Origin of the sequence: Janthinobacterium sp. NKUCC08_JDC, assembly GCF_019345575.1 — a bacterium.
Taxonomy (GTDB): domain Bacteria; phylum Pseudomonadota; class Gammaproteobacteria; order Burkholderiales; family Burkholderiaceae_D; genus Janthinobacterium; species Janthinobacterium aestuarii.
Genome location: NZ_JAHKQW010000013.1, coordinates 121,672 through 133,361, shown reverse-complemented (window position 1 = coordinate 133,361; position 11,690 = coordinate 121,672). Strand labels below are relative to the sequence as shown.

The 11,690-nt window shown below is 63.6% G+C and carries 12 protein-coding genes; 6 read left to right on the top strand and 6 right to left on the bottom strand.

All coding sequences use genetic code 11. From position 1 onward, the window contains the following. The first annotated feature begins 50 nt into the window (after nucleotides 1–50). On the top strand, nucleotides 51–416 hold the full coding sequence (locus KO538_RS23875) for a hypothetical protein (RefSeq protein WP_034758507.1): 366 nt from the start codon (nucleotides 51–53) through the stop codon (nucleotides 414–416). Here the strand turns inward: KO538_RS23875 and KO538_RS23870 are convergent. Next, nucleotides 393–1,124 carry an alpha/beta fold hydrolase gene (locus KO538_RS23870; protein ID WP_219329839.1) on the bottom strand — a complete coding sequence of 244 codons (732 nt, stop codon included), beginning with the start codon at nucleotides 1,122–1,124 and terminating at the stop codon, nucleotides 393–395. The two genes, KO538_RS23875 and KO538_RS23870, sit on opposite strands and share 24 nt — an antisense overlap. Before the next feature lie 134 nt (nucleotides 1,125–1,258). On the opposite strand from KO538_RS23870, the gene KO538_RS23865 reads away from it, so the two are divergent. Beyond that, nucleotides 1,259–2,296: a hypothetical protein gene (locus KO538_RS23865; protein ID WP_219329838.1), complete on the top strand. Its 1,038-nt coding sequence runs from the start codon at nucleotides 1,259–1,261 to the stop codon at nucleotides 2,294–2,296. Nucleotide 2,297: 1 nt separating this feature from the next. Here the strand turns inward: KO538_RS23865 and KO538_RS23860 are convergent, their stop codons facing one another. The 5 genes from KO538_RS23860 to kynU form a co-directional block, all read right to left on the bottom strand. Beyond that, nucleotides 2,298–3,323, bottom strand: coding sequence for a hypothetical protein (locus KO538_RS23860; protein ID WP_034758387.1), 1,026 nt, complete (start codon nucleotides 3,321–3,323; stop codon nucleotides 2,298–2,300). Nucleotides 3,324–3,325: 2 nt separating this feature from the next. Then, a complete protein-coding gene (locus KO538_RS23855) occupies nucleotides 3,326–5,380 on the bottom strand; it encodes a toxin-antitoxin system YwqK family antitoxin (RefSeq protein WP_219329837.1) in 2,055 nt (684 codons plus the stop codon). 102 nt (nucleotides 5,381–5,482) lie between these two features. Further along, nucleotides 5,483–6,028 carry an alpha/beta hydrolase gene (locus KO538_RS23850; RefSeq protein WP_034758498.1) on the bottom strand — a complete coding sequence of 182 codons (546 nt, stop codon included), beginning with the start codon at nucleotides 6,026–6,028 and terminating at the stop codon, nucleotides 5,483–5,485. Between the two features lie 15 nt (nucleotides 6,029–6,043). Further along, nucleotides 6,044–6,931: a tryptophan 2,3-dioxygenase gene (gene kynA, locus KO538_RS23845; protein WP_034758384.1), complete on the bottom strand. Its 888-nt coding sequence runs from the start codon at nucleotides 6,929–6,931 to the stop codon at nucleotides 6,044–6,046. An 8-nt stretch (nucleotides 6,932–6,939) separates the two neighbouring features. Beyond that, nucleotides 6,940–8,190 carry a kynureninase gene (gene kynU / locus KO538_RS23840; protein ID WP_219329836.1) on the bottom strand — a complete coding sequence of 417 codons (1,251 nt, stop codon included), beginning with the start codon at nucleotides 8,188–8,190 and terminating at the stop codon, nucleotides 6,940–6,942. Nucleotides 8,191–8,796: 606 nt separating this feature from the next. Here kynU and flhD point away from each other — a divergent pair. The 4 genes from flhD to motA all read left to right on the top strand — a co-directional run bounded on the left by flhD (nucleotide 8,797) and on the right by motA (nucleotide 11,682). Further along, nucleotides 8,797–9,114, top strand: coding sequence for a flagellar transcriptional regulator FlhD (gene flhD / locus KO538_RS23835; RefSeq protein ID WP_034758381.1), 318 nt, complete (start codon nucleotides 8,797–8,799; stop codon nucleotides 9,112–9,114). A gap of 45 nt (nucleotides 9,115–9,159) precedes the next feature. Further along, a complete protein-coding gene (gene flhC / locus KO538_RS23830; protein ID WP_034758379.1) occupies nucleotides 9,160–9,723 on the top strand; it encodes a flagellar transcriptional regulator FlhC in 564 nt (187 codons plus the stop codon). 118 nt (nucleotides 9,724–9,841) lie between these two features. Then, nucleotides 9,842–10,603, top strand: coding sequence for a class I SAM-dependent methyltransferase (locus KO538_RS23825; RefSeq protein WP_034758376.1), 762 nt, complete (start codon nucleotides 9,842–9,844; stop codon nucleotides 10,601–10,603). A gap of 218 nt (nucleotides 10,604–10,821) precedes the next feature. Next, complete coding sequence (gene motA, locus KO538_RS23820; protein ID WP_034758373.1) at nucleotides 10,822–11,682, top strand: flagellar motor stator protein MotA; 861 nt, start codon at nucleotides 10,822–10,824, stop codon at nucleotides 11,680–11,682. The last annotated feature ends 8 nt before the right edge of the window (nucleotides 11,683–11,690 follow it).

Below are 11,690 nucleotides of genomic sequence, written 5' to 3'. Positions count from 1 at the left end.
GGCAAAATCGCTATGATGCGGCTTTGCACGAAACGATACGGATGATGGCCATGAAGAAGCGCCTGATGGCGGGCCTGGGCGCGCATGCGCTGGGCTGCCTGTTGTTTATTGTGTTGAGCTGGCTGGGATTTTTCCTGTACACGCAGCTGTTCGGCAGCCTGGGCTCGCGCGGCGTGGCCGGCGGCCTGGCCCTGCTGCTCGTGTTTTACGTGTACGCGGGCACGAATCTGCTGCTGGCGCTGCTGCCGCCCGGCTGGTGGAAGCCTGTGCTGTGCGGCTTGCTGGGTGCGGCCGTGCTCGCGTATCTGCTGCCCCAGCATCCGCTGCGGGCGATCTACTTCAGCGTGCTGGCGGGCGGCTTGAGCTGGCTGGCCGTGCTGGCCAGCGCGCGTTTAAGCCGATATCTGCGCGGCTGACAGGCTGTCGATGAAAGCGGCGACGGCTGCGGCCGACGCTTCCGGCGCGGCCTGCAGCAGCATGTGCGGCGCGGCGATGTCGACCAGTTGCGCGCCGGGCGCCTGCCGCAGTATCTGCACGGCGTTCGCGGGCGGCACCAGGCGGTCGTGGCGGGCGCGCAGATACAGCACGGGCAGGCTGCCGCGCGCGAAGCTGCGCGAGGCGTCTGTTTCCAGTACGGCGCGCAGGCGCTGGCGCAGCGTTGCCGGTGGCACTTGCGCCAGCGCGGCGGCCAGTTCATTCTGCAACTGCGGCGTGGAGAAGGGCGCCAGCAGCGCCTGGCGCAGGGCGAAGCCGGGCATGGCGCCAAAGGGCACGAGGCCGAGCAGGTGGCGCAGCGGCGCCAGCATCGGGCGCGGATTGCGCACGAACGAACAGCACAGGACCAGGGCGCGCATGCCGGGCGGCGGATCGGCGCGCAAAGCCGCCCCCAGCGGTCCGGAAAACGATTCGGCCAGCACGACGAAAGGGCGGTCCCGCGGCAGGCGCTCGCGCACGAATGCTTCCAGCGCCGCATAGTCGAGTGGCGCGGACGGATAGGCGATGGCCAAGGTGTCGATGGCGCTGTGCGCGCGCAAGGCGGCGTCGAAATGGTGGAACAGGCTGGCCGTGCCATCCATGCCGGGCAGGAGGACGAGCAGTGTCGAAGCGGTAGGAGAGATCGTCATTGCAGCCATCATAACAGCCGCGCCGGCGCACGCGCCGTCCGCCAGCCGCACGGCATGGGGGCTGGCGCCATGCTAGAATCGCCGGCGCGCCATGCGTGGCCGCAAGAGTGGCCAAATCCCCGACAGACAGAATCATGCATATCATTTTTTCGAATTACCGCACCCTGGGCGGCGCCTTGCTGGCAGCGGCCTGCATCCTTTCCCAGCCCGCCCGCGCCACGGCGGCGCCCTCGGCGCCGGCCGGGAAAAGCCTGTCGTCCTTGCTGGCCGGCGGTGCCTTGCCGCGCCTGAGCGAAGACCCGCAAGTGCGCGCGGCCCTGTTCGATTTCTTCGGTTACGCGCGCGGCAGCTATACGGAAGACGATGAACTGCTGCTGGCGCAGGCGCTCGAAGCGATCAGCGAAAAGCGCGACGCCACGCGCACCGTGCTGGCCGACGGCCGCCAGTTGCTGGCGTCGATGAATGACCGCAAGCAGGGCCGCGAACGCGGTGCCATGCTGCTCGACAAGCGCGGCGCCATCATCGCCTTTGGCCTCGTCAACGGGCATTGCCGCCTGGAGGGCCAGCCGCTGGCGAAGGTCTGCAATCCCGATCCGAATGCGGTGCTGACGGTGTTCCACCGCAAGGGCATGCTGGTCGGCGATGCGGCGCCCTTGCTGGCCTGGGCCCGGCAATTGCCGCCCATGCTGGCGCTGATCGCGGGCGACAAGGAAGCGGGCGCCGATGGACAAAAGATCGCCACGGTCGAATATGTGCTGGCGCAACCGGCCCTGCCGGGCTGGAACCGCGCCCAGCTGCCGCCCGCATATCCGCCGGCGCTGCTGCCGCTGCTGCTCGATAAATCGACGGTGCTGACGTCGGCCGGCGCCGGCGTGTTTGCCTATCCGCTCACCTTGAAGGGCAAGAAACAGAACAATGTGCTCGACCATGCGGAAGGCCGCCCGCCGCGCGATCTGGAAGTGGCGCTGCGCAGCTATGCCAGCTTCGACACGGTGGTCGAGCGCTATCGCCAGCTGGCCAAGGGCGCCCGGCTGCAGCGCAATGAACGCACGGCCTACCTCGATGGCAACATGGGGCAGGGCAGCTACCGCGTCTATATCCGCAACACGGGCGCCGATGGCGTCATGATCGACGTGGCCTTGTGGCAGCGCAAGCTGGCCGCCAGCCGCTGATCTAGCAGGGGCCTGGCTGCTCGTAGCCCAGTTGCGCCAGCTGCGCGGCGATGGCGTCGTCGCGGGTTTTTTTGCCCGTTCGCAGGCGCGCATGCGTGAGGGAAGCGGGCAAGCCATGCGCCAGCAAGGCGTCGATGTCGAGCATCGTTTCGGATGCCGACAGCTGGCGCAGGGCGGGCAGGGCGGCGAGGCCGGGCAGGCTCTCGAGCGTCTTGCAGGTGTGCAGATGCAGGCGTTCAAGCACGGGATTGGGGCCCAGCGCGATCTGCCGCAGCTTGATCTGGTCTTCCACCCATAGCGCCTGCAGCAGCGGGAAGCGGCCGATGTCGCCCAGGGTTTCCAGGCCGCGCACGCGTACCACTTCCAGTTTCCGCAGCAGGGGCGCCTCGATGTGCGCGAGCGATTCGCGCCCGCCCAGTTGCAACAGCAGCCGGTCCAGGCGGGCCATCTCCGAGATGAAATCCAATGGCACCTTGTTCTTGATGCGGTACAGCGACAGCTCGTGCAGCGCCGGCAGGCCGGCCACAGTGTCGATATGCTGGTCGTGGCCCTCGATGACCAGGCTGGCCAGCTGCGTGTAGTGGCGCAGCGGCGCCAGGTCGATATTGTTTTTGGCCGACTCGCCCAGGTTCAGGTATTCGAGGCCGCGCAAATTATCGAGCTGCAGGATGTCGGCCTGCGCCAGCTTGTACACGCCCAGGCTCAGGCGCTTCAGGTGGCGCAGCTCGCCCAGGGTTTCCAGATGGATGGCTTGCCAGTGGCAGTCGATGGACAGGCTGGCCACATGCGGCAGCGCGCGCAGGATGCGGGCGTCGAACACCCTCGGGTCGTAACCGTAGATGCGGATGGTCAGCGCCGTGCCGCAGGTGGCGGCCAGGGCGTCGAGGTCGGCCAGCAGCGGCTCCGGCTCGCCCAGGGTATCGAACTGCACCAGTACCTGCTGGCCGCCCGCGATGGCGGCGCGGATCGCCCTGGCGTCGATGCGTTCGGGATTTTGGATGCGTAGCGGCTGTGTTGCTTGCGTCATGGTCATAGTCCTATCGGGTAGTCCACTTTCCTGGGAGGAGGGCAGCCTTCCGGCCCCGGAAACGTTTGCTTGCCCGTGTCGTCGTAGCGCTTGCCGCACTCCACGAGCACGCGCTTGCGGAAGGTGTAGATGCTGGCCACCTTGCCATTCGGGTGGTAGCAGATATTGTCGCCGTCGCGGTCGGACGAAGCATAGCTGATCATGGTCTCGCCGTTGACCGTGCGCGTGCTGTGGCCGCTGCGCGGCTCCGTGCATTTGAGCTGGCCGCTTTCGTAATAGACGTTCAAGACCGAGGTGTCGGCGGCGCGGTCGACCAGCAGTTCATCCTTGCGCTTGCCGTTCGGGTAGTTCGAATAGCCTTCCTGGCGCTGGCCGTACTGGAAGGCGTAGTAATACTGCGGCTTGCCGTCCGGGTAGTACATATGGTGGTACTCGCACACGTCGTCGCGCGTGCTGCCGTATTCCTTGAAGGTGCAGCGGTGGATGTCGTTGAGCAGCTGGCCGTCTTCATAGTATTCGCGCAGGTGCGTGAGCAGGCGGCCCTGGTCGATGACGGCCAGGCGCTCCGGCTTGCCGTTCGGGTAGTAGCGCGCGTCCAGGCCCTGCTTCTTGCCCATCTCCCACAAGGTATCGAGGCGCAGGATCTTGCCGCTGTCGTCGAATGCCTGTTCACGCCCATCGAGCTGGCCGTTGCGGTAGGTGGCCGTGTAGACCACGTATTCCTTGCCGGCCGGGCCCAGATAGCGCGTGCGGCTGCCTTCGAGCACGCCGGCCTGGTAATGGTCGCGCAGGCGCAGCGCGCCTTGCGCATCCATGTCGATCGCTTCACCCTGTTTTTTGCCTTGCACGAAAGTGACGCTTTGCGTGGCCTTGTCCTTGAGCTTGAGTTTCCACGGACCGTCGCGCAAGTCTTCGATGATGCTGCCGTCGCCGTCTTCCGTGATCCACGCGCCATGGCGCGAGCCGTTCACGTAGTTGCCGCGCGTTTGCAGCTTGCCGCCCATGCTGCGTTCGTGCGGGCCGTTCAGCTGGCCGCCCGCGTAGGTGTCGAAGCCCGTCACTTCCTCCGCATCGGCATAGTTGACGACCGTCCAGCGGCCTTCGCGCTTGCCGGCCCGGTACATGCCGCTCTCGCTCTGTTTTGGGTAATTGAAGTACCACATGCCTTCCTGCAGGCCGTCGACGAAATGGCCTTTTTCGCTGCCTTCGTGCATGCCTTCGCGCACCCAAAGGCCCTGGCGCTTGCCTTTCGCGTACTGGCCCCGCTCGACCACCGAGCCGTCGTCCCAGGCCAGGCTGTAGATGACGGAAGGGCCTTCCTGGCTGCCCGTGAACTGCTTCGGCGCCGTTTCCCACGTCACTTGCCACAGGCGGTAATTGCGCAGGATGCCGGCGCCCGCATCGCTGTACAGGGTGTAGCTGGCGGTAAGAAAACGGTCGCCTTTCTTCTCGAAGGTTTTCTTGTAGATGATGGCTTCCTGGCTGCCAGCCTCCACGGGCTTGCCCTCGTCGCTGTAGTAGCCGACGACGGTGCCCTGCGTATGGTCGATGGCGTCGAAGTCCGCATTGCCGCTCTTGCCGCGCGCGACGCTGTAGTCCATCGGCGCCAGCTTGGCCAGCGCCGCCTTGACCTGGCCCGCGTTGGGAGCGGCGCTTTGCGCCACGATGCGGTTCAGGGCCGGCTGCAAGCCGTCGAGGCGCCGGTACTTGCCGGAACTGCGGTGGTAGCGGTAGGCGCGCAAGCCGTTCTTGCCGTCCTGCCGGAACAGCACCAGCATGGTTTGCACGCTGTCGTCCGACTCCTTGTCCAGCGAGGCGTAGAAGACGGAACGGATGACGGCGTTGCCGAACTGGTCGAGCAAAATGGGTTTCGATGTACCGCTCTTGCACTCGCAGTAATAGCCGTTGACGCCCTCTTTTTCCTTGAGAAAGGCGATGTCGAAGCCGCTGTCCTGCGACGCGGTGATGGCGGGATGGGCGAGGGTCTTGCCTTCGTAGAAGGGCGCGCCGTGGGCGAAGGCGGAGCAGAGCAGCAAGGTCAGAAGCAGACGTTTCATCGTGAGGCTGGCGCCGGGGCGCCGCAATGGAAAGGCCACGATTCTGCCTGCGTTCTTACTTGCGGGCAAATGGGCGCGCGTCTATCGTGTGCGCGCCCTTGTTCAGGGCTGGTGCGCGGCGCAGAAGTCCAGCAGCAGCTGTTCGCCGTCCGGCCACGGGCCGTAGCCGGCGTCGCCGTTGATATGGCCGGCGTCGCCGATCATGGTGAAATCGCTGCCCCAGGCGGCGGCAAACGCGCGTGCCCGCGCGAAGCTGACGTAGGGATCATCGCCGCTGGCCACCACCAGGCTGGGAAACGGCAAGGCTTGCAGAGGCATCGGCGCAAAGCCCGTCGTGCCGCTGGGGTAGGAGGGCGCGTCCACATCGCTGGGGGCGACGAGGAAGGCGCCGGCGATCTTGTGCGGCGAGCCGCTGGCAGTCCAATGGGCCACCAGCGTGCAGGCCAGGCTGTGCGCCGCCAGCACGGGCGGGCGCTCGCAGGCGGCGATGGCGCGGTCTAGCTCCGCCACCCATTCGTCCTTGTCCGGCGTCTGCCATTCCCCGTGCGGCACGCGCGACCATTGCGGGTGGCGCGCTTCCCAATGGGTTTGCCAGTGCTGCGGCCCGGAATTCCACAGGCCGGCCAGGGTCAGGACGAGAGGCGACATCAATGCTCCTTAAAGTTATAACTCCGTGCGTAGGGCGAATAGCTCAGGGAACAATACCACGTCGAGCATCTTGCGCAAATAGCTGACGCCTGCCGTGCCGCCCGTGCCCGTCTTGAAGCCGATGATGCGCTCGACCGTCGTCACGTGGCGGAAGCGCCAGAAGCGGAAGGCCGTTTCCAGGTCGACCAGCTTTTCGGCCAGCTCGTACAGGGCCCAGTGTTTCGACGGGTCGCGGTAGACTTCCAGCCACGCCGCCTTGACGGAGGCGTCGGCGCTGGTCGGCAGGGTCCAGTCGGCGTCCAGGCGCTCGGGGGCGATATGCAGGCCGCTGCGCGCCAGCAGCTTGATGGCTTCATCGTAGACGGATGGCGTGCGCAGGGCGGCGTCGAGCACCTTGTAGGTGTCGGGCGCCGTCGTGTGCACGTTGAGCAGGGCCGCGTTCTTGTTCCCCAGGATGAATTCGATTTCGCGGTACTGGAAGGACTGGAAGCCGGACGAGGCGCCAAGGTAGGGGCGGATGGCCGTGTATTCGGGCGGCGTCATGGTGGCCAGCACGTCCCAGGCGTGCACCAGCTGGTCCATGATGCGCGCCACGCGGGCCAGCATTTTAAAGGCGGGCGCCAGGTCGCCGCTTTGCAGGTTGGCGCGCACGGCGTGCATTTCGTGCAGCATCAGCTTCATCCACAATTCGCTCGTCTGGTGCTGCACGATGAACAGCATTTCGTTGTGGTTCGGCGACAGCGGATGCTGGGCCGTGAGGATGCGGTCCAGCGCCAGGTAATTGCCGTAGCTCATCGATTCGCTGAAATCCATCTGCGCGCCATGCCATTGCGCATCCTGGCCGCCCGCATGCATGGGGCAGCCGCTGGTGTTTTCCTTGTTCATATTCTTGTCGTCGCTCATGGGGTGATTCAGGTGACGGCATCGCGCTTGGCGGCGATGTCGTAGGCTAGTGTGTCGAGGATGTCGCGCAGGATTTCCACGGCATCCCACACGTCGGCAAAGCTCGTGTACAGGGGCGTGAAGCCGAAGCGCATGATGGCCGGTTCGCGGTAGTCGCCGATCACGCCGCGCGCGATCAGTGCCTGCATCACGGCATAGCCATGCGGGTGCGTGAAGCTGACCTGGCTGCCGCGGCGCGCATGCTCGCGCGGCGTGACGAGACCCAGCGGATGGCTGGCGCAGCGCTGCTCCACCAGCGCGATGAACAGGTCTGTCAGGGCCAGCGACTTGCGCCGGATGGCTTCCATGCTTGTTTGCGCAAAGATATCGAGGCCGCATTCGACGAGGGCCAGCGAGAGTATCGGCTGCGTGCCGCACAGGGCGCGGGCGATGCCGTCGGCGGGCGCGAAGCCCGGGTCCATGGCGAACGGCGTGGCGTGGCCCCACCAGCCGGACAAAGGCTGGCGGAAGCGTGCCTGGTGTTTTTGCGGCACCCAGATGAAGGCGGGCGAGCCGGGGCCGCCATTCAGGTATTTGTAGGTGCAGCCGACGGCCAGGTCGGCGCCGGCGCCGTTCAGGTCCAGCGGCACGGCGCCGGCCGAATGGGCCAGGTCCCACAGCGCCAGCGTGCCTTGCGCGTGGCAATGGCTGCTGATGGCGGCCATGTCGTGCTGGTAGCCGGTGCGGTAGTTGACGTGCGTGAGCATGGCGACGGCGCAATCGGTATCGATGGCTTGCGCCAGTTCCTCGGGACTGTCGACCAGGTGCAGCTGGTAACCGCGATCGAGCCAGGCGGCCAGGCCTTGCGCCATGTACAGGTCGGTGGGGAAGTTGCTGCGTTCGCTGACGATGATGCGCCGCGCGGCATGCGCGGGATCGCTGGCTTGCATCTGCAGGGCGGCGGCCAGGGCCTTGAACAGGTTGACGGAAGTGGTGTCGGTGATCACCACTTCGCCCGTGCCGGCGCCCAGTAGCGGGGCCAGGCGGTCGCCCAGGCGCTTGGGCAGGTCGAACCAGCCGGCCGTATTCCAGCTGCGGATCAGGTCCGTGCCCCATTCTGCCGTGATGACGTGCTGGGCGCGGGCCAGGGCCGCTTTCGGCCGCGCGCCCAGGGAGTTGCCGTCGAGGTAAATCACGCCTTGCGGCAAGTCGAATTGCTGGCGCAAAGGCGCCAGTGGATCGTCGAGGTCGCGTGCGCTGCAGTCATGTCGAGAAATCATGGTGGCTTTCATATTGATACTTATCTCAATGGCACGATATTGCTTGAAGCTTAAAGTATTGTGCGGAAGCAGGCAGTGTAGCAAATCCACGCCGGAAAGCGGCATTTCCGCGCTCGAGGAGGCGGGCGAAGTGCCAGCCTGCGGGGCTTCAACGAGAAAAATCACGATTTTTAAAAATATTTTCAAATAACCCTAAAGTTTCGCCAGGCGCTGCCGTCAACGATTACATGAACGGTGTCAAACCGGCCAAAAAAGAATGCAGGTTTTTGAAATATTTTTCAAAAAAGCCCTAAAGTTCCTGCCAAGGCAGCCGTTATCTAAGTAGGCAGGCTTGATTCCGATCAAGTTGTTGTAAAAAAGTGATATTTTTTACAGGCCAAAAATTGGCTAAATCCGGCATACCGCCAACCACTCACATCCGCGCCGTTACTGGCGTGCGACCATGATCGAGCAGTGTTTGTCAGACAAACACCTACGATCTCATCCGCTATTCCCCGACCAAAAATACAGCGCTGCGCCTCTGTTGCGTTTAATGTTGCTCCTGCAGAATGTATCTCACTGGCAACAAACAATGCCAGCTGAATTCAACGGATTGAGGAGATGGAAATGACTGCTAACGACATGATGGCTGAGATTCGCGACGCTAACCTGAGCTACCTGATGCTGGCCCAGCAAATGATTCGTGCGGACAAGGTAACGGCCATCTTCCGTTTGGGCATCGCCGCCGAAATCGCCGAACTGATCGAAGGCATGAGCAATGCGCAGATCCTCAAGCTTGCTGGCGGCAACATGATGTTGGCCCGCTTCCGCTTTGACGACAGCGCCATCCTGGGCATGTTGACGAACTACAATAAAGACCGTTCGCTGGCGCAATCGCATGCAGCCATCTTGATGGCTGGTCAGGGCGTCGAAGAAATCGCTTGATGCAACAACCTTCAGTCAGTATCAGTCAGTAGCGGAGTACACAGCATGGCCAAGAAAAGTGTCGTATCGGAAGCGCAGGAAATCCAGCTGGCCATCGAATTGATACAGCTGGGCGCCCGCTTGCAACTGCTGGAGACGGAAGTCTCGCTGTCGCGCGAACGGCTGCTGAATCTGTACAAGGAATTGAAGGGCGTCTCGCCGCCCAAGGGCATGCTGCCGTTTTCCACCGACTGGTTCATCACCTGGCAACCGAATATCCATTCCTCGCTGTTCATCAATATCCACAAATTCCTCGTCGACCACGCCGGCGCCACGGGCATCGAAGCCGTGATGAAGGCGTATAAACTGTATCTGGAACAGATGCCGCCCGAAGCGGGCGAAGAGCCGCTGCTGTCGCTGACGCGGGCCTGGACCCTGGTGCGCTTTTTCAGCAGCAAGATGCTGGACATGGCGCCCTGCGGCAAGTGCGGCGGCAAGTTCGTCGTCAACTGCCTCGACCTGAACGCCGATTATGTGTGCGGCCTGTGCCACATGCCTTCGCGTGCAGGCAAGACCAAGAAGGCGCGCGATGAAGCGGCCGCTGGTGCATTGCCGGGTGTCGCCGCCTGATATTGCCCATTACTGTCCCAATATAGCCTCAGTAAAAACCGGAGCGGTCGCCAGACCGGACTCCGGTTTTTTCATGATGCTTTCGCTTACACTGGCGTTTTCCTCCTTTAACTTGCCCATGCTGCAACAAATCCTGCGCGCGCCCGCGCTCAAGGCCATCCTGATCCAGGTGCTGGCCTTTCCCTTGATGTTGCTATTGGTATATGGCCTGGCGCGCGCCGGCGTCGCTATGTCGCTGCCGGCCGTGGCGCTGGTGCAGGGCGTGCTGGCGGCGCTCATCACGTGGCGCGCGGGACTGGCGCGCTGGTGGTGCGCCATCGGCCTGCTGTTTGCGCCCGCCTTGCTGGCCGCCAGCCTGCTCGATTTGCCCCCGGCCGTGTTCCTGGCGGCCTTTGTTTTCCTGCTGAGCCTGTATTGGTCCACATTCCGCACGCAAGTGCCGTTTTATCCGTCGGGGCCGAAGGTATGGCAGGCCGTGGCCGAGCTGATCGCGGACCGTCCCGGCGTGCGCCTGATCGATATCGGCAGCGGCCTGGGCGGCCTGGTGCTGGACCTGGCGCGGCGCCGGTCCGACGGGCAGTTTTCCGGCATCGAACTGGCGCCGCTGCCGTGGCTGGCAAGCCGCTTGCGCGCGAAGCTGGCGGGCAGCCGCGCGCGTTTCCTGCGCGGCGACTACGAAGCGCTCGATTTCGGCCGCTACGACGTGGTATTTGCCTACCTGTCGCCGGCGGCGATGGCAGCCCTGTGGAACAAGGCGGAAAGGGAAATGTTGCCCAGTAGCATGCTTCTTAGTTACGAATTCCAGATTGCGGCACGCAAGCCCGATAAGACCATCGCCGCCACAGAGGGTGGTCCTTTGCTTTACATATGGTGCTTTTAAGCAATTGTCTGCGTTATTTGCTTGCCCGTGGGGCAATCTCACGTTATTGTAGTTCCACACGGCATTTTCTCGGAATTGCGTTGAAAAGCGGGGCATTTCAATTAACTTTCGGTTACTTTTTTGCCACTGTCCTTGCCGGCGGCGCAGCCGCCAGAAGACAGGAACAGGTTTGAACATGCCGGGCACACAGCCCCGGCCATTATTGGGAGTCAGGGCACTTGTTAGTCATAATCGGATACATCATCGTTTGCGCCTCGGTCTTTGGCGGCTTCGCAATGGCCGGCGGCCATCTGGCGGCGCTGTTCCAGCCGCTGGAGTTGCTGATGATCGGCGGCGCCGCCCTGGGCGCCTTCCTTGTTGGTAACAATAACAAGGCCATCAAGGCAACGATCGCAGCCTTGCCGAGCCTGTTCAAGGGTTCGCGCTATACCAAAGAGCTGTACATGGAACTGATGTCCCTGCTGTTCGAAGTGCTCAGCAAGGTGCGCAAGGAAGGCTTGATGTCGATCGAAGGCGATATCGACAAGCCCGAGGAAAGCCCGCTGTTTTCCAAGTACCCGGCCGTGCTGGCCGACCACCACATCGTCGAATTCATGACCGATTACCTGCGCCTGATGGTGTCGGGCAATATGGACGCGTTCCAGATCGAAAACCTGATGGACAACGAAATCGAGACGCACCATCACGAAGGCGCCGTGCCGGCCCACGTGATCGCCAAGGTGGGCGATGGCCTGCCCGCGTTCGGTATCGTCGCCGCCGTGATGGGCGTGGTGCACACGATGGAGTCGGTGGGCATCCCGCCGGCCGAGCTGGGCATGCTGATCGCGCACGCGCTGGTCGGCACCTTCCTCGGCATCTTGCTGGCGTATGGTTTCGTCGGCCCGCTGGCCAGCCTGCTCGAGCAGAAGCTGGAAGAGTCGAGCAAGATGTTCCAGTGCGTGAAAGTGACCCTGCTGGCCAGCCTGAACGGCTATGCGCCGGCGCTGGCCGTGGAGTTCGGCCGCAAGGTGCTGTTCTCGACCGAGCGCCCGACGTTCAACGAGCTCGAAGACCATATCAAGAAATCGAAAACGAAGTAAGCAGTGAA